Origin of the sequence: Azotobacter vinelandii CA, assembly GCF_000380335.1 — a bacterium.
In the GTDB taxonomy this organism is placed as follows: domain Bacteria; phylum Pseudomonadota; class Gammaproteobacteria; order Pseudomonadales; family Pseudomonadaceae; genus Azotobacter; species Azotobacter vinelandii.
In genome coordinates this window covers 3,543,404-3,560,542 of sequence record NC_021149.1, presented here as the reverse complement: position 1 = coordinate 3,560,542, position 17,139 = coordinate 3,543,404, and the positions used below count along the sequence as shown (strand labels likewise).

Below are 17,139 nucleotides of genomic sequence, written 5' to 3'. Positions count from 1 at the left end.
CCTTCCGGCCACCGCGGCGAGACCGGCGCGGGCCGCCCGCGCCGGATCGGCAGCCCCTTTCGGCTCGCGATCAATACACCGCCGGCACGAAGATTTCCTTCGCCTGGGGGTTGCGCGCATAGTCCGGGTGGTAGACCCGTTCGGGCAGGATGATGGCCGGGCGCTCGATCTCGCTGTAAGGCACCTGGCCGAGCAGGTGGTGGATGCAGTTCAGACGCGCCCTTTTCTTGTCCACCGCCTCGACGATCCACCAGGGCGCCTCGGGGATGTGGGAGCGTTCCAGCATGACCTCCTTGGCGCGGGTGTAATGTTCCCAGCGGCGGCGCGACTCCAGGTCCATCGGACTCAGCTTCCACTGCTTGAGCGGATCGTGGATGCGCATCAGGAAGCGTTTCTGCTGCTCGTCGTCGGTGATCGAGAACCAGTATTTGACGAGGATGATGCCGGAGCGGACCAGCATTCTTTCGAATTCCGTGACGCTGCGGAAGAACTCCTCGTATTCCTCGTCGTTGCAGAAGCCCATCACCCGTTCCACGCCGGCGCGGTTGTACCAACTGCGGTCGAACAGCACGATCTCGCCGCCGGCCGGCAGATGCGACACGTAGCGCTGGAAATACCACTGGGTGCGCTCGCGCTCGCTCGGCGCGGGCAGCGCGGCGACGCGGCAGACGCGCGGGTTCAGGCGCTGGGTGATGCGCTTGATGACCCCGCCCTTGCCGGCGGCGTCGCGTCCTTCGAACAGCACCACGAGCTTGAGTTTCTTGTGCTGGACCCAGTCCTGGAGCTTGACCAGCTCGGCCTGGAGTCGCAGCAGTTCCCTGAAGTAGAGGCGCCGGTCGAGGTCGCGGTTCTCGTCGGTGCCGGCGACCAGCGCGTCCAGGCGCTGGTCGTCGAGTTCCATTTCCAGCTCTTCGTCGAGGGCGTCGAGCATCTCGGCATGGAGTTGCCGGGACAGGTCATCGGTCGGATCTATTTTTGCGTCGGTCATGGGAAGTCTTCCCGGTAGGGCATGCAATGGCTATGGGACTGGCCTGCCGGTCCGGCGACGCTCCTCGGCGCCGGGAAAGCCATGGCGCCGGGAAGGGCCGTGCCGGCAGGGGAACGGGGTTCAAGGGCGCCCGGCGGTTCCGGCGGTCGGGCGGGCCGGTCGCGCGCCGTCGGGCACGACGCCCGGGCCGCTGAGTGTCGGCGGGGCCGACGGGACATGATTGGACATGGCTGCTCCATGTGCCGCGATGGCGAATAGGCTCGGCTGCCGGCGCCGGACCACGGGGGGCGCGTGGCTGGCTTCCGGGCGTGTTAGGGAGACGTGGGGTAGCCTATGACGGAGTAGTGACGAAATGATGATCTGCGCTGGGAGGAACCGTGCCCCGCGGCGGCTGGAGCGTCCACGGAGCGCGGTCGCCGGGACGGCCTTCAGTCGTGCCGGCCGGCTTCCAGCATGTCCTGCGGACGCACCCAGGCGTCGAACTCCTCGCCGCTGAGGTGGCCGAGGGCCAGGGCGGCCTCGCGCAGGGTGGTGCCTTCGGCGTAGGCCTTCTTGGCGATTTCCGCGGCCTTGTCGTAGCCGATGTGCGGGTTCAGCGCGGTCACCAGCATCAGGCTGCGCTCGAGGTGCTCGCTCATCCGTCGCGGGTCCGGCTCCAGCCCCTCGATGCAGTGCTCGCGGAAGTTGCGGCAACCGTCGGCGAGCAGACGCACGGATTGCAGCAGGTTGTGGATGATCACCGGCTTGTAGACGTTGAGCTGCAGGTGCCCCTGGCTGGCGGCGAAGGCGATGGTGCTGTCGTTGCCCATGACCTGGCAGGCGAGCATGGCCAGGGCCTCGCACTGGGTCGGGTTGACCTTGCCGGGCATGATCGAGCTACCCGGCTCGTTGGCCGGCAGGCGCACCTCGGCGAGGCCGGCGCGCGGACCGGAGCCGAGCAGGCGCAGGTCGTTGGCGATCTTGGTCAGCGCCACCGCCAGGGTCTTCAGGGCGCCCGAAAGGTGCACCAGCGGCTCGTGGCCGGCGAGGGCGGCGAACTTGTTCGGCGCCGAGACGAAGGGCAGGCCGGAGAGGGCGGCCAGTTCCGCGGCGATCGCCTCGGCGAAGCCGTGCGGCGCGTTCAGCCCGGTGCCGACCGCGGTCCCGCCCTGGGCCAGCTCGCAGACCGCCGGCAGCGCGGCGCGGATGGCCCGCTCGGCCAGGCCGAGCTGGGCGACGAAGGCCGAGAGTTCCTGGCCGAAGGTCACCGGCGTGGCGTCCATCAGGTGGGTGCGCCCGGTCTTGACCAGATGCGCATGGCGCTTCGCCTGGCTGTCGAGAGCCGCGGCCAGTTCCTCGACCGCCGGCAGCAATTCCCGCTGCACGGCCTGCACGGTGGCGATGTGCATGGCGGTGGGAAAGCAGTCGTTGGAACTCTGCCCGTGGTTGACGTGGTCGTTGGGGTGCACCGGGCTCTTGCCCCCGCGCGGGCCGCCGGCCAGCTCGTTGGCGCGCCCGGCGATCACTTCGTTGACGTTCATGTTGCTCTGGGTGCCGCTGCCGGTCTGCCAGACCACCAGCGGGAACTGCCCGTCGTGCTGGCCGGCGAGTACCTCGTCGGCGGCCTGCTCGATCAGCCGGGCGATTTCCGGCGGCAGCTCGCCGATGCGGTCGTTGACTCGGGCGGCGGCCTTCTTGATCAGCGCCAGGGCGTGCAGCACGGCGAGCGGCATGCGCTCCTGGCCGATGGCGAAGTTGATCAGCGAGCGCTGTGTCTGGGCACCCCAGTAGGCTTCGTCGGGAACCTCGATCGGCCCCAAGCTGTCGGTTTCGGTGCGACTCATGCGACAGGTCTCCACGAACGTTGAAGTCCAACGAAGTGTAGACGCCGCTGGGGCTTCCCTTGAGCCCCCACCGGCTTGGGCGCAGAATGGGCCGGCCGAAGAGGCCCGGCCGCACGTCCCGGCCGACGGGCCCGTCGGGGGCCTTCCCCCCTTTTTTGCCTTGTCTAGAAGGATGTCCGAATGTCCCGTTTTCGAGTGCTCTGCGCCGCCAGCCTGCTGCTCTGCGCCAGCGGCCAGGCACTGGCCGACGCCGCCAGCCATGCCGCCGCTGCGGAAAAGTTCCTCCAGGTGGTGCGCGCCGACAAACTGACCGTGCCCGTCTACGCCCAGGTACAGCAGATGTTCGCCCAGCGCTTCGCCGAGGCCAAGGCGCCGCAGAGCAAGCAGTCGCTGCTCGAGCGCTACCAGGCCCGGGCCAACACCGCGCTGGACAAGGCGGTCAGCTGGGACAGGCTCAAGCCCGATATGGTCAGGCTCTACACCTCCACCTTCAACGAAAGCGAGATGAAGGAACTGCTCGTGTTCTATCAATCGTCGCTGGGCCAGAAGGTTCTGCAGAGCATGCCGGCGCTCACCGCGCAATCGGCGCAGATGACCCAGGCGGCGCTGGAGAAGGCGGTACCGGAGGTGAACCGGTTGCTCGACGAAATGCAGAAGGAACTGGGAGGAACCAAGAAATGACCGCCAAGATCGAGCGCATCGAGAGCGCCCTGGCCGCCCTGGAGCCCACCCATCTGCAGGTGCTCGACGAAAGCCACATGCACAGTCGCGGCCTGGAGACCCACTACAAGGCGGTGATCGTCAGTCCGCAGTTCGCCGGCCTGGGCGAGGTGAAGCGCCACCAGAAGGTCTACGCCGTCCTCGGCGAACTGATGGGGCAGATGCACGCCCTGGCGCTGCACACCTATACCCCCGAGGAGTGGGTGCTGCGCGGTGGCGCACCGGATTCGCCGCTCTGCGCCGGCGGCAGCAAGCACGACCGCTGAGGAAGCGAGAGGCGGCAGTTTGCCGCAGTCCGCCCGGCCGCCTCCGCTGCGGTACACTCCAGCCTGCGCCGGCGCCCGCCGGCGCAGCCGTTTTCAGTCATCGACAGCTTTTTCGCCGGCTGCGGGCCATGCCCCGGTCCGGCTGGCTACGATCAAACCCATCCTCCGAAGCGCTACGGAGTTCGTATGAGTGAGCGCCTGCTCTATGTAATGGATCCCATGTGTTCCTGGTGCTGGGGCTTCGCCCCGGTGGTCAAGGAACTGGCCAGCCGGGCGGCGCGGGCAGGCGTGCGGCTGGACTGGGTGGTCGGCGGCCTGCGCCGGGAGACTTCGCCGCTCGGCGAGCCGACCCGCGCGCGCATTCTCGCCCACTGGCAGGCCGTGCACGCCGGCACCGGCCAGCCCTTCAACTTCGACGCGGGGCTGCCCGAGGGCATGGTCTACGACACCGAGCCGGCCTGCCGCGCGCTGGTGGTGGCGCGTCATCTCGCGCCGCGGCGGGTGGCGCATCTCGCGCGGCTGATCCAGCGGGCCTTCTACCTGGAAGGCCGCGACGTGACCCATGCCCGCGTCCTGCTGGAGCTGGCCGAAGCCGCCGGCTTCGCCCGCTGCTGCTTCGCCGAGGCTTTCGACAGCGCCGAGCAGCGGGAGGCCACCTGCGCCGATTTCGCCTGGGTCGAGCGGCTCGGCATCGCCGGTTTTCCGACCCTGCTGGCCGAGCGTAACGGCATGCTCGCCCTGCTGACCAACGGCCACCAGCCGCTGGAGCGTCTGGCGCCCCTGCTGGAGCGCTGGCTGGAGCGGGCCGCCCATGCCTGAAGCCACCGATCGCCTGGGCTGGGCGGAGATCCGCCGGCTCGCCCTGCGCCACCGCAAGGCCCTGATGCTGGCCAACCTGGTCGCCGTGCTAGCGGCCCTGACCAGCGTGCCGATTCCGCTGCTGTTGCCGCTTTTGGTCGACGAAGTGCTGCTCCGGCAAGGGGATGCGGCGTTGCGCCTGATGGATCGGGTGTTGCCCGCCGCCTGGCAGAGTGCGGTCGGCTACATCGGCCTGATGCTGCTGGCGACCCTGCTGCTGCGCAGTGCCTCGCTGCTGTTCGGCGTGCTGCAGGCCCGGTTGTTCGCCCGGCTGTCGAAGGATGTCGTCTATCGCCTGCGCATGCGCCTGATCGAGCGACTCAAGCGCATCTCCCTGGGCGAATACGAAAGCCTCGGCAGCGGCACCGTGACCGCCCACCTGGTCACCGACCTGGACACCCTGGACTCCTTCGTCGGCGACACCCTGAGCCGTTTCCTGGTCGCCGTCCTGACCCTGGCCGGTACTTCGGCGATCCTGATCTGGATGCACTGGCAACTGGCCCTGCTGATCCTCCTGTTCAACCCCTTGGTGATCTACGCCACCGTGCTGCTCGGCAAGCGTGTCAAGCACCTGAAGAAGCTGGAAAACGACAGCACCGCGCGCTTCACCCAGGCGCTCGGCGAAACCCTGGAGGCGATCCAGGAGGTGCGCGCCGGCAACCGCCAGGGCTTCTTCCTCGGCCGCCTCGGCCTGCGCGCCCGGGAAGTGCGCGACCGCGCCGTCGCCTCGCAGTGGAAGACCGATGCCTCGACCCGCGCCAGCGGCCTGCTGTTCCAGTTCGGCATCGACGTGTTCCGCGCCGCGGCGATGCTCACCGTGTTGTTCTCCGACCTGTCGATCGGCCAGATGCTCGCGGTGTTCAGCTACCTGTGGTTCATGATCGCCCCGGTGGAGCAACTGCTCGGCCTGCAATACGCCTTCTACGCCGCCGGCGGCGCCCTGGCGCGGATCAACGAGCTGCTCGCCCGCGCCGACGAGCCGCAGTACTCCGGCAGCGTCGATCCGTTCAAGGGACGCGCCACGGTCGGCATCGAGGTGCGCGATCTGCATTTCGCCTACCGCGACGAACCGGTGCTGGACGGTCTCGACCTGTCCATCGCGCCGGGCGAGAAGGTCGCCGTGGTCGGCGCCTCGGGCGGCGGCAAGAGCACCCTGGTGCAACTGCTGCTCGGCCTCTACAGCCCGCAGTCGGGGAGCATCCGGTTCGGTGGTTCGACCCTGGAGGAGATCGGCCTGGAGCGGGTGCGCGAGCACGTCGCGGTGGTCCTCCAGCAGCCGGCGCTGTTCAACGACACGGTGCGCGCCAACCTGACCCTGGGCCGCGAGCGCAGCGACGAGGACTGCTGGCAGGCGCTGGAGATCGCCCAACTGGCGGCGACCGTGCGCGCCCTGCCGCAGGGGCTGGACAGCGTGGTCGGCCGCTCCGGCGTACGCCTCTCCGGCGGCCAGCGGCAACGCCTGGCGATCGCCCGCATGGTGCTCGCCGACCCGCAGGTGGTGATCCTCGACGAAGCCACCTCGGCCCTCGATGCGGCCACCGAATACGCCCTGCACCAGGCGCTGGCGCGCTTCCTCCACGGCCGCACCACGCTGATCATCGCCCACCGCCTGTCGGCGGTGAAGCAGGCCGACCGGGTGCTGGTGTTCGACGACGGGCGCATCGCCGAGGAGGGCGACCACCACCAACTGATCGCCGGGGGCGGCCTGTACGCCAAGCTCTACGGGCATTTGCAGCACTGACCGTTGCGGTCTTGCCGTTGCGGGCAAAGGCGCTCCGCGCCGCCGGCCTGGAGGCCCGTCGCTCGGTCGAGCGTCATTCGCGAAGAAGAGAAAGTCCCATGGGCCTGTATCACTGTCATGTTTATTTCGAAAAGGAAGACAGTGTCGGGGCTGCGGCGTTCAGGGACAGAGTGATCGGGGATGGACTACATCGTCGATATATCGCCGCTCATATTCGAGCGCGTAGGGCTCATACGATGCCGATGTTCGAAATCGATATCGAGTCGGCCTCGGTGGATGCGGCGGTGGCGTGGCTGGATGCCAACAGGGGGGATTTTCCGTCCTGGTACATCCGGTGCAGGAGGACGAATACGAGGCGCATACGAAACGGGCGATATGGCTGGGCGATCGACTGGCGCTGGATTTGCGGAGGTCGTAGCGGGATAGGGCGGGCGCGACCCGCCGACGCCGGTGTGGCTCGGGGCAATCGCATGAAATACCCGCCCGATACCGGACTGGAAAGATTGTGTGTCGGGCGTTTCGGCGTTGCCTTCGGCTCCGCTGCATGGGCTGCTTGCCGAGTAGCCGGAAAGCCCCTGTTTCGGCCCCCCGGCCGAGTCACTTTTTCTTGTCTGGCCAAGAAAAAGTAACCAAAAAGAAGGCCACCCCCTCATCCGGCCCTGCGCTTCGCTCCGGGTTCCCTCCCTGCGTCGTCGCTCCAGGGGCACGGCCCAAAGGGCCATCCATGGCCCTCGGGCCTTTCGCCGCATCCCTGCGGCTCATCCCCTTGCGCGACGACTCCGCTCGGCCTCCTGAAGGGGGCATCTGGCGCTGCCCGACAGGTCGTGCCGCAAGAGCGAAAGCGCTTTCAGGCAACCCGGAGCCCGATTCCCGTCAGGAGACCGAGCGCAGGTGTCGCGTAGAGGGGCGAACCGCAGGGACGTGGCGACGACTGCAGGGATGCAGGAGGTAGAGCGACGCAGGATGCCAAAGCCGAGAGTCGTACGAGGGTCGAGTAGCCCCCGGCCATTACTGGCCAGGGTTCACACAATCTTTCCAGTCCGGTATCGAGCGAGCGCTTCACGCGATTGCCCCGCGCTGTGGCTCCAGGCCCGGTCCGGCGGGTTTCGCTCCCCGATCGCTACCAGCCGCAGGCTTCCGGCGGGCGGACGAACCATTCCCCCGGTGCACCCTCGTGGAGCGTCACCGGAGTCAGCCCCTGGAAGACGGAGCCGATGTCGGTGCGGTCGCCGCTGGCCAGGGTGCGGCCGTACAGTGCGCCGCCCGGCAGCGCCCGTCCGCCGAACAGGTGCCCGAGGGGCGAGGCGGTGGCGGTCGCGCAGGTCGCCGCGGGTACGTCCGGGTCTTCCACCAGTACCGTGCGGATCGCCTCGCTGCGCTTGCCGCGGCGGTTGGTGGTGCTGTAGGTGCAGCGGTAGCGGCCGGCGCGGCGGGTGTCGACCGTGCAGTCGACGCCGACCGCCAACTCGCCGTCCCGGGCATCGCCGGCGCGGGCGCCGGGGTCGACGAAGGACTCGCCGAGCGGCAGGCGCAGCGGATTGGCGCCCTCGATGGTCACCCGCGGGCTGTCGTCCGGCTCCATGCCGTTGCGCGGATGGCGGGCGAAGAAATACCAGAGGATGTCCGGATGGCTGGGGCCCGGGCGCAGCGCGTAGGGGCCTTCGCGTCCATGTTCGCCGCCGATCCAGTAGTGGCCGCGGTCGATATCGTTCTCGGCCGGGGTCTCCAGCGGCCCCTGGTAGTAGAGGGTTTCCACCAGCGAGCGGCTGGCGCTGTTGCCGTCGGCGGTGTGGATCTCGTGGCGGCAGCCGTAGTCGTCGTCGCCGAACACCGGGATGCAGCGCCTCTGCACCGCCAGGGTACCGGCCGGGGTGTCGAAGGGTGCCGAGCCGAACGCCTTGAGGTGCGCGTCGCGCAGACGGCGCCCGGCACCCGCTACCACGGTGCAGTCGTTGTCGTTCTGGATGACCAGCAGCGGGATGGGGTAGGGATCGTCGAGTTCGGCGCGCATGTCGGCGACCACCCGCTCGACGCCGTGCAGGCTGGCATTGCTCAGCGGGCAGGCGGCCGAGGACACCGCTCGCGCCTCCTCGCCGTAGGGCAGGCCGGCCACGCTGGCCGCCGCCGCCCAGTATTCGTTGTGGGCGATCGCCGCCACCACGCTCATCGCTCCGCCCGAAGACAGCCCGGCGATGTAGCGGCGCGCCGGATCGGTGCGGTAGCGGGCCTCCACCGCCTGGGCGATGCGCAGCAGATCCTCCGCTTCGCCGCGCCCTTCGTGGCGCTGTCCGTCGATCCAGAAGCCCCAGCAGTTGGGCGCGCGCAGTTCGTCGTAGCCGCTGACGGAGGGCGCGACCAGGATGAAGCCGTGGCGGTCCGCGGCGACGGTGAGGCCCCAGTCGCGCAGCACGTCGTCGTTGTCCATGAGGCAGCCGTGCAGCGCCATCACCAGGGGCGGCGTTTCGGAGCGCACGTCCGGCAGGTAGACCTTGTACTGGCGCTCGCGCGAGCCGGGATGGCCGGCGGCGGGCAGGCTGAACGATTCGAGGCTGCCGCCCCAGGCGAGCGGGGCCGGCAACAGAAGCAGAGGGAGGACAAACAGGCGGAAGATCCATGTCCGGGGCATCGCGGCATTTCCTTGTCGAAGCAGAACGGCATCGCTCCGCTGCAGGGTAGATCGCCCCCGCAGCGCTGGCCAGTCGGCTCCGAAAGGACCGGCGGAACGGCCCGGGGTTCCTTCAGCGCCCGTTTCTGCCGTCCCTGTCGTAGCGTTCACGCCGCTCCTGGCGGTCACGATCGCCATCGTCGCGGCGCTCGTAGCCTTCGTGCCGGCCGTTGTCCCAGTGGGAGTCGGAACGGTGGCGATGGTGGTCGTGATCGTCGTCCCACCAGTGTGCGCAGCCACCGAGCAGAGTGGTCAGGGCCAGCAGGGCGAGCAGGGGGTAGCGGTGTTTCATCGCGTATCTCCGGAAAACGAAAACCGCGCACATGGTCGCACGGGACGGGGCGTTTCGCCCACCGCCGGGCCGATCGTCGCCCAGTGGGCGGGCGGCGGCCATTCCTGGTCGATACTTCGTCCATTGTCCGCGCTGGAGGTGACGGCCTTGAATGCCTGCGACCCCTGCCGCCCAGCCGCATCATGGTCGAACCGGTCCGGAGGTGAGGGCTAGTGGCCTGTGCGGTCGGTCGGTCGATTCGCGTTCGGATGAGCGGGGCTCCGAGACGAGGTGCCGCGACGAGCCATGGCGGGGGCATGGCGAAGGGCGGCAACGCGGTATCGGGGCTTCGGGGGCCGGAAGCGACCGAGCGAACCTGCCGGGCGGGCCACTGACCCGTGGCCGGGCTCATGCTGCTGCTCGCCCTGCTCGGAGGGCCCGGCGCGAGCGATCCTCTGGCCGAGGCACAGGAACGCTTCCAGGCGCTGACCAGCTACCGGGTCACGGTGCGCCTGAACGCCGAGGGCAGCGAGCAGCATGTGCTGCGCTACTTCTACCGCAAACCCGGCTGGGTACGTATCGAGTTCATCCGGCCGCATCCGGGACTGGTGCTGATCTACAATCCCGCCAGCCGCCGGGTGCGAATCTGGCCGTTCGGCCTGGACCACCTGCCGAGGCTCAATCTGGCGCCGGACAACCCCTTGATCCGTGGCCCGCACGGTATCCGGGTCGATCAGTCGGATATCGGCGTGCTGCTGGACAGTCTTCGCGAGCGGCAGGCCCGTGGCACGCTGGCCGCACTCGGCAGCGGGGAGGTCGCGGCGAGGCCGGTCGCCGGCTTCGAGATTCGCGAAGAGGGTCTGGGGAAGCCGTCCGGCGCGCATCACTACCGGATCTGGCTGGCGCGCGACAGCCTGCTCCCGCTACGGGTCGAGCGCTTCGGAACCGGAGGTCGCCTGCTCGAGAGCGTCGACATGGCCGATCTGGAGATCGACACGCCCTTCCCCGAGCGCTTCTTTTCTCCCTGAGCCGAAACGAGCCATGGCCGCGGCCAACTGCTTCCACCTGACCACCCTCTGGCAGCTCGACGCGCCGCTCGTCGCGGTATGGGACGCCATCGTCGAGCCTGAGACCTGGCCTGGCTGGTGGCGGGGTGTCGAACAAGTCGTCACCCTGGAGCGGGGGCGCGAGGAGGGCGGTCTGGGGACCCGCCAGCGATTCGTCTGGAAAGGGGTCTTGCCCTACCGGTTGTCCTTCGTTTCCCGCGTGACCCGCCTCGAGCCGTTGCATCTGCTCGAAGGGCGGGTCGAGGGCCAGCTCGAGGGCGTCGGCCGCTGGCGCTTCGATGAAGATGCCGGCCGGACCTGGGTGTGTTTCGACTGGCGGGTGCGTACCACCCCCGCCTGGATGAACCTGCTGGCCCCACTGGCGCGGCCGCTGTTCCGCTGGAATCACCGACTGTTGATGCATGCCGGCGGCGTCGGCCTGGCCCGGCGACTCGGTACGCGCCTGGCCTTCCAGGCGACCTGGTCGTCCTGAGAGGTGTCATCGGGGCACGCGGGCCGTCAGTGGCGATCTTCCGTCCGGCGCTGCTGCTCCTCGTAGGCCCGATAGTCGGCGCCTTCCTCGGCGCCGGGAGGCTCGGGCGTCAGCCGGACCGCCAGGTCGCGGCTGTCCACCCGGATCACGCCGTGCACCGCGCCGGCCAACTGGAGGGCCCGATTGCGCCGCTGGTAATCGTCGACCAGGCCACTGAGGAACACCTCGCCGGCGCGGGTCTTGACGTGGATGTCCTGGCCACGGGTTTCCCTGGCCAGGGCGAGGGAGGATTTCACGCCGGCGGTGAGCCAGACATCGCGAACGGCGGCGCCGAGGCGCTGGGGAGCATGGTTGGACAATGGGGTTTTCATGGCGGCGAACCTCTGGAATGGAACCGGCGCGGGCGTATTCGCCCGGCAGGCCTTCGTTGATCGTCTCCAGCCTGTGAACCATCGGTGACAAGCGGAAATTATAGTGTTCGCCGCCGTCGGTGGCGGCTCCCGGCTCCGGACGGTATTCGCCACTTGCCCGGCGGCGGCTCTTCGCCTGTGCTGAAGTGTCAGTGCACGCTTCGCGAGGTAGCCTCATGAATGCCATACCGGAAAGCCCAGCCTTCAACCCCATCGGCACCGACGGCTTCGAGTTCGTCGAATTCACCGCGCCGGACGCCGAGGGCATCGCCCGGCTGCGCGGGCTGTTCGTCGCCATGGGTTTCACCGAGACCGCCCGACACCGTTCCAAGGAAGTCTTCCTGTTCCAGCAGAACGACATCAATTTCGTCCTCAACGGCAGTCCCGACGGGCCGGTGCGGGCTTTCGCCGAGGAACACGGACCGAGCGCCTGCGCCATGGCCTTCCGGGTCGGCAACGCCGTCCAGGCCGCCGACTACGCGCAGCGCCAGGGGGCGAGGCTCCTGGGCAGCCACGCCAATTTCGGCGAACTGAACATCCCCTGCATCGAAGGCATCGGCGGTTCGTTGCTCTACCTGGTGGATCGCTACGGCGAACGCAGCATCTACGATGTCGACTTCGACTTCATCGCGGGGCGCACGGCGCGGGACAACGCGGTCGGCCTGAGCGTCATCGACCATCTGACCCATAACGTCGCACGTGGGCAGATGGATGTCTGGGCCGGTTTCTACGAGCGCATCGCCGGCTTCCGCGAGACGCGCTACTTCGATATCGAGGGCAGGCATACGGGCCTTCTGTCCCGCGCCATGACCGCGCCCTGCGGGAAGATCCGCATCCCGATCAACGAGTCGGCCGACGACCATTCGCAGATCGCCGAATTCATCCGCGATTACCATGGCGAGGGCATCCAGCACATCGCCCTGGCCACCGACGACATCTACGCCACGGTGCGCGCGCTGCGCGCCAGGGACGTGGCCTTCATGCAGACCCCGGATACCTACTACGAGAAGGTCGATACCCGGGTTCCCGGCCATGGCGAGCTACTGGAGTCGCTGCGCGAGCTGAACATCCTGATCGACGGCCGTGTCGGCCGCGAAGGGCTGTTGCTGCAGATCTTCACCCGCCCGCTGATCGGCCCGATCTTCTTCGAGATCATTCAGCGCAAGGGCAACCAGGGCTTCGGCGAAGGCAACTTCCGGGCTCTGTTCGAATCCATCGAGGAGGACCAGATCCGCCGTGGAGTGTTGAAGGGCTAGGAAGGCGGGGTGGGAAACGGCCGCAGGCCTTTCCCGCCATGACCGCGCTTCGGGCAGCGTGATCAGCCCTCGCCGAGGCGGAGAGGCGCGCCGGTCGCGGTGCCGGCGGCCGGGGAGGCTGGTGTCGCCGGGCTCGCGGTGAGCGGTGCCTGCCACTGCTGCAACTGGCGGGCCCAGTCCTCCAGGGGGATTCGCGCGTCCTGATGCCAGATGCGCCGCCACAGCAGCCCGAGGTGTTCGAGGCGGCCGCGGTTCATCGGCAACTGCTCCGGTTCGGGGAGGAGTTGCCAGCGGCCGTCGCGTTTCGCGGCCAGGGCGAAGCGGAACGGATGGGCGCCGGTCATACCCAGGCGCAGGTCGGTGACCACCAGCTTGCCGTCGATCTCGTCGTAGCGCAGCCAGTCGTCGGCGAACCAGCGCAGCCGCGCCAGTTGCGGCGAGGCGCCCAGTCCGGCGATCAGGGCGGTGCCGCGCGGCAGGCGGACCAGTTCCGGCGGCCGGCGGTCGAACCAGCCGACCAGCGCCTCGTGGTAGTCCTCGCCGTCGCGCGCCAGTACCCGCCAGAGCAGGCTGTTGAAGGGCGTCGGCGTGCTGAACAGGGCTTCGGCGCGAATCCCCTGGCGCGCCAGTTCCGCCGCCACGCGGTTCTCGGCCATCTGCTTGCCGGCCAGGGTCAGGCCCAGGTAGAGGCTCGACAAGCCGAGCGCCCAGTACTGCCAGCGCAGGGCCCGGCCGCGCAGACGGTACAGGACGCCACCCAGCACCGCGCCGAGCAGCGGCAGGGTGTACAGCGGATCGACGATGAACACGCTCGACCAGGCCACCGGCGGCGTGTCCAGCGGCCAGAGCAACTGGGTGCCGTAGCTGGTCAGGCTGTCCAGCAGCACATGGGTGGCCAGTACCAGCCAGAGGGCGAGGAACAGGCGCCCGCCGCCGTATCCCGGATGCGGCCTGAAGCGCCGCAGCAGCCAGGCCAGCAGCAGCGAGAAGCCGGTGAGGACGAACAGGGAATGGCTGAAGCCGCGGTGGCGGGTCATGTTGGCGACCGCGTCGCCGTAGTCGATCAGTACGTCGAGGTCGGGCAGGGTGCCGAGCAGGGCGCCGTAGAGCAGCGCCTTGCGTCCCTGCCAGCGCCCGAGCAGCGCGCCTTGCACGCTGGCGCCGAGCACGGCCTGGGTGAGCGAATCCATTGGAGCGTCCCGTAGAGCGGATGAGCGATTACGGTAGCCGAGGGTGCCGGGCGAATGGAAATGCCCGGCGGCGGGGCATCCGCCCGGACCAGGCCATCGACCGTCCCGTCCGGGGTTCTGTCGCTGCGCTTTCAGGGCCGCTGGCGGTTGTACGCGGGCATGTCCATCCGGGCGGGATGAGCGGGCCGGATCGCAGGCGCATCTTGCGCCGATCGGGGGCGCCGGCCGGGGAAAGGCCGGCGGTCTTGCCGGGAGCGCTCTACTGGCGCGGCTCCAGATCGGCGTCGAAAACCGTCCGGCCGTCCTCCGCCGGCACGGGAGAGATCGCCAGGGGAAGGCCGCTGTTCGAGATCTCCGCCGCGCCGGCTTCCAGGCAGACCTCGTTGGTTTTCTGCCGGATGATCACCTCGACCGCTTCCTGCATGATCCGCAGGGCGATCGCCGGACTCTCGTAGGCGAGCCGCAGGCTGTGCTTTTCCTTCTGTTCGACGATCGGCGCGAGGGCCGGATGCGAGGAGTAGCCGATCTCGATTCCTTGCGGAAGCGGCAGATAATCCTCCCGCTCGGCGGGCCAGAGGAGCTTGCCGCAATAGAGATAGGTGTCCACCGCTTCTTCCTCGACTGCGCTGCTGTGCCAGGAGGCGAGCAGCAGGCCGCAGGCGATCAGGTTTTTGCTGAGCGTATTGATGATCCGGCCCTCCCGTGGGTCTGGTTCGCTGGATCGGTATCGACAGGTGGATGGCCCGTGGCTCGAAAGTGACTGTCGTGACCGTACGTTTCCCCGACCGGCGCGCTTCGGCGGTTACCTGCGGCGCGCCGGCCACTGCCATTCAACGGTACGTTCCGGCGGGCGAGGGCCGCCGGCCCGCCCGTTCAAGCGCCGCTGTCCTTCCCCGCTGCCGGTTCCGCCGCCGATGCGGGAGGCGGCGAGGCGGCCGGCTGCGACGCGGCGGCGGGCGTGGGCTCCTCCACCGTTTCATGGCCCAGGTTTTCCAGGGTCCTCTGCAGCCAGACGTTGTAGGCCGAGCGGATCTGGCCGAGCGCGGAGGCGTGTTCGCTGGCGTCGGCCTGGTACTGCCTGGCGATGCTGAGGCCGGCCTCCAGGTAGGAGGCCAGGATCTGCTGCGGGGTGCTGGCCCCCTGCATGGCTTCGGCGACCTGCTTGCCGCTGCCCAGGGTGGTCGTCAGGAAACGGATGTAGCAGTCGCTTTCCTTTTCCTGGGCGGCCAACTGGATCTCGGTCAGCTCCTGGTAGGCGGAGAACAGGACCGAGGGCTTCACCCAGGGCATGCCGGTGGGGCTCCAACCGCCGTACTGCATGGACTCCATGACCTGCCGGACGATCTGCAGGCTGTCGTTGACCGGTGTCATGGCCTCGAAGATGAGCCGTGCGTTGCGGCCGCTTTCGCTGGCGTAGTCGTTCCAGTGTTTGAGTGCCTCGGACAGCTTCGGATCGATCGTGGCGTTCGCGGTGTCGGCATCCATGGTCTTTCTTCCTATGTGCGGTGGGTTGGCTCAGGATCGGGGCTCGGCAAGGCGGGCGATCATCTTGTGGATGGCGCGCAGTTGAGGAGCGTTGCGGGTGAAGTAGTCCGGGGTCGGACTGTCCGGCGAAGAATAGCCCCAGAAGTCCCAGCAGCCGTCGGGATTCAGCGGCGAGGCGCTGGATGGCCGCACCTGGGGGTAGAGCATGATGAGATCGTTGGCTTCCGCCAGCCGGTTGTAGCCGGTCCGGGCGTAGTACTGGTCGCCGATGAAATGCGAGCCCTGCCGGCAGCCGTGGAACACCACATGCACGGGGCAACTCTTGCCGCTCCGGCAGGCCGTCGGGACGTAGGCATAGGCCGTGTCGTCCATGCTGGTGTAGGGCGAGTCGATGAATTCCTCCTGGTCGAAGGCGATCAGGCTGTCGTCCCGGTGACGGGCGGGCGACTTCAGGCCCGGGTAGATCTGCTCGAGTATGGCGCCGGCCTGCGAGAAGTCGCAGTCGTTGATGTAGGGCGAGCGGGTCAGCGCGCAGGCGGTATCCGTGTCGTCGTCGGTCAGGAAGGCATGGCCGGCGGCGATGCTCCTGTCGTAGCGGATGGAGGCCTCCGGGACGCCGACGGCCTTGAAGAACTCCCGGGTCTGGTTCACGACGGTGGTCGTGACGATCTCGTCCCGTGTGCCGCTGAAGATGTAGATACGGTCGTCCTCGAGATTCTTCAGGGGCGCGATCTGGCCGTATTCGGCCAGCGTGGCCGCATACCTGGCCAGGAGCGGCGTATTCGGACCGCTCCCGGCCGTCAGGGGATGCATGCAGGTGGTCGTGGCGTTCACCAGCAGGGAATTGCCCGCCCAGGACTTGGCGCAGAGGTAGGGACCGCCGGCGACTATGCCGGCGCCCACCATGATCTCGGAAAACGCCACGTAAAGCTGGGATGTCATGAAGGCGCCGGACGACAGTCCCGACACCGAGGTCTTGCGGATCTCCGCGCCACAGGCGGGCAGTTTGACGGTCTGGGCTTCGGCGCTGGCGACGCTGAGCAGCATCGCCACGGCAAGTCCTGTGCTGATACGAGTTCCCGGTATCCGTTTCATCGTTCCATGCGAGAAATTCCCGCCGTTCCGGGGCGGGGAGGGATGGCCTGGCCGCCTGGGCACTCCCGTGCTCGCTGCCTCCTTTCTGGCTGGGTGCTGTCTGGCATTGGGGTTGCCTTCGGCACAGTTCGGCGAAGGCCATTCGAGTATGGACAAAAGGTTCGGCAGCGCAAGGCTGGCAGGATAAGGCCACTCCGCGCGGGAGCGGACGATTCGCGCCGGCGCCGGCGCCGGCGCCGGCGCCGCCGCCGTGCGGTTCGGATTCGTTCGGCCGGGCAGGCCGCGGGCTTCTGCCGTTTTTCTGTCTTCCGCGGGCGATTGACGGAATAATGCCGACACTATCGCCGCTTTTTTCGACCGGACGCACCATGCTGGAAATCTCCGACACCCTCCATCTGCCTGACGATGAGATCGAACTGAATGCGATCCGCGCTCAGGGGGCCGGCGGGCAGAACGTCAACAAGGTGTCCAGCGCCGTGCATCTGCGCTTCGACATCCGTGCCTCGTCCCTGCCGGATTTCTACAAGGAGCGTCTCCTGGCCCTGCGCGATCAGCGCATCGGCGGCGAAGGCGTCGTCGTGATCAAGGCGCAGCGCTATCGCACCCGCGAGCAGAACCGCGCCGATGCCCTGGAACGCCTGGTCGCGTTGATCCGCAGCGTGGCCGGGGCGGAGAAGACGCGCCGACCGACCCGGCCGACCCGCGGCTCGAAACAGCGCCGGCTGGAGGGAAAGGCGCGGCGCGGGGCGATCAAGGCCGGGCGGGGGCGGGTGGATTACTGATTGTCGGCACGCCGGCTGCGGCGGCGGGATCGGACCTTCAGCAATCCGCG

At 68.3% G+C, this 17,139-nt stretch carries 17 protein-coding genes and 1 pseudogene; 9 read left to right on the top strand and 9 right to left on the bottom strand.

What is annotated here, in order from left to right; genetic code table 11:
* Positions 1-70: 70 nt before the first annotated feature.
* Both ppk2 and AVCA_RS15820 read right to left on the bottom strand, forming a co-directional pair.
* Positions 71-988, bottom strand: coding sequence for a polyphosphate kinase 2 (gene ppk2 / locus AVCA_RS15825; protein ID WP_012702018.1), 918 nt, complete (start codon positions 986-988; stop codon positions 71-73).
* 428 nt (positions 989-1,416) lie between these two features.
* Positions 1,417-2,811, bottom strand: coding sequence for a class II fumarate hydratase (locus tag AVCA_RS15820; RefSeq protein ID WP_012702017.1), 1,395 nt, complete (start codon positions 2,809-2,811; stop codon positions 1,417-1,419).
* A gap of 180 nt (positions 2,812-2,991) precedes the next feature.
* Between AVCA_RS15820 and AVCA_RS15815 the strand changes: the two genes are divergently transcribed.
* The 5 genes and pseudogenes from AVCA_RS15815 (at position 2,992) to AVCA_RS27280 (ending at position 6,814) form a co-directional block, all read left to right on the top strand.
* Entirely contained in the window at positions 2,992-3,492 is a 501-nt protein-coding gene (locus AVCA_RS15815; protein WP_012702016.1) for a DUF2059 domain-containing protein, read from the top strand.
* Positions 3,489-3,797, top strand: a complete 309-nt coding sequence (locus tag AVCA_RS15810; RefSeq protein WP_012702015.1) for a BolA family protein — start codon at positions 3,489-3,491, stop codon at positions 3,795-3,797. Before AVCA_RS15815 ends, AVCA_RS15810 begins: the two co-directional genes overlap by 4 nt.
* 186 nt (positions 3,798-3,983) lie before the next feature.
* Complete coding sequence (locus tag AVCA_RS15805) at positions 3,984-4,616, top strand: DsbA family protein (RefSeq protein WP_041807313.1); 633 nt, start codon at positions 3,984-3,986, stop codon at positions 4,614-4,616.
* The gene (locus tag AVCA_RS15800; RefSeq protein WP_012702013.1) at positions 4,609-6,396 is read left to right on the top strand and encodes an ABC transporter ATP-binding protein; all 1,788 of its coding nucleotides are present in this window, start codon (positions 4,609-4,611) and stop codon (positions 6,394-6,396) included. The genes AVCA_RS15805 and AVCA_RS15800 overlap by 8 nt, the downstream gene beginning before the upstream one ends.
* Positions 6,397-6,494: 98 nt before the next feature.
* Positions 6,495-6,814 (top strand): annotated as a pseudogene (locus AVCA_RS27280) (DOPA 4,5-dioxygenase family protein).
* Positions 6,815-7,516: 702 nt separating this feature from the next.
* On the opposite strand, the gene AVCA_RS15795 reads toward AVCA_RS27280, so the two are convergent.
* Together AVCA_RS15795 and AVCA_RS15790 are read right to left on the bottom strand one after the other, a co-directional pair.
* Entirely contained in the window at positions 7,517-9,022 is a 1,506-nt protein-coding gene (locus AVCA_RS15795; protein WP_012702010.1) for an extracellular catalytic domain type 1 short-chain-length polyhydroxyalkanoate depolymerase, read from the bottom strand.
* A 112-nt stretch (positions 9,023-9,134) separates the two neighbouring features.
* Positions 9,135-9,353, bottom strand: a complete 219-nt coding sequence (locus AVCA_RS15790; RefSeq protein ID WP_012702009.1) for a hypothetical protein — start codon at positions 9,351-9,353, stop codon at positions 9,135-9,137.
* 389 nt (positions 9,354-9,742) lie between these two features.
* On the opposite strand from AVCA_RS15790, the gene AVCA_RS15785 reads away from it, so the two are divergent.
* Positions 9,743-10,360, top strand: a complete 618-nt coding sequence (locus tag AVCA_RS15785; RefSeq protein ID WP_012702007.1) for a hypothetical protein — start codon at positions 9,743-9,745, stop codon at positions 10,358-10,360.
* A gap of 13 nt (positions 10,361-10,373) precedes the next feature.
* On the top strand, positions 10,374-10,871 hold the full coding sequence (locus tag AVCA_RS15780; RefSeq protein ID WP_012702006.1) for an SRPBCC family protein: 498 nt from the start codon (positions 10,374-10,376) through the stop codon (positions 10,869-10,871).
* Between the two features lie 26 nt (positions 10,872-10,897).
* Here AVCA_RS15780 and AVCA_RS15775 read toward each other — a convergent pair whose 3' ends face one another.
* Positions 10,898-11,242, bottom strand: coding sequence for a BON domain-containing protein (locus AVCA_RS15775; RefSeq protein WP_012702005.1), 345 nt, complete (start codon positions 11,240-11,242; stop codon positions 10,898-10,900).
* A gap of 215 nt (positions 11,243-11,457) precedes the next feature.
* Between AVCA_RS15775 and hppD the strand changes: the two genes are divergently transcribed.
* Complete coding sequence (gene hppD, locus AVCA_RS15770) at positions 11,458-12,537, top strand: 4-hydroxyphenylpyruvate dioxygenase (RefSeq protein WP_012702004.1); 1,080 nt, start codon at positions 11,458-11,460, stop codon at positions 12,535-12,537.
* 62 nt (positions 12,538-12,599) lie between these two features.
* Here hppD and AVCA_RS15765 read toward each other — a convergent pair whose 3' ends face one another.
* The 4 genes from AVCA_RS15765 to AVCA_RS15750 form a co-directional block, all read right to left on the bottom strand.
* The gene (locus tag AVCA_RS15765) at positions 12,600-13,727 is read right to left on the bottom strand and encodes a metal-dependent hydrolase (RefSeq protein WP_012702003.1); all 1,128 of its coding nucleotides are present in this window, start codon (positions 13,725-13,727) and stop codon (positions 12,600-12,602) included.
* Between the two features lie 259 nt (positions 13,728-13,986).
* Positions 13,987-14,334 (bottom strand): hypothetical protein, encoded by a 348-nt coding sequence (locus AVCA_RS15760; protein ID WP_012702002.1) that lies wholly within the window; start codon positions 14,332-14,334, stop codon positions 13,987-13,989.
* A 266-nt stretch (positions 14,335-14,600) separates the two neighbouring features.
* A complete protein-coding gene (locus AVCA_RS15755) occupies positions 14,601-15,212 on the bottom strand; it encodes a hypothetical protein (protein WP_012702001.1) in 612 nt (203 codons plus the stop codon).
* Between the two features lie 30 nt (positions 15,213-15,242).
* Positions 15,243-16,259, bottom strand: a complete 1,017-nt coding sequence (locus tag AVCA_RS15750; RefSeq protein ID WP_012702000.1) for an extracellular catalytic domain type 2 short-chain-length polyhydroxyalkanoate depolymerase — start codon at positions 16,257-16,259, stop codon at positions 15,243-15,245.
* Between the two features lie 416 nt (positions 16,260-16,675).
* On the opposite strand from AVCA_RS15750, the gene arfB reads away from it, so the two are divergent.
* A complete protein-coding gene (arfB, locus tag AVCA_RS15745; RefSeq protein WP_012701998.1) occupies positions 16,676-17,089 on the top strand; it encodes an alternative ribosome rescue aminoacyl-tRNA hydrolase ArfB in 414 nt (137 codons plus the stop codon).
* Positions 17,090-17,139 lie beyond the last annotated feature (50 nt).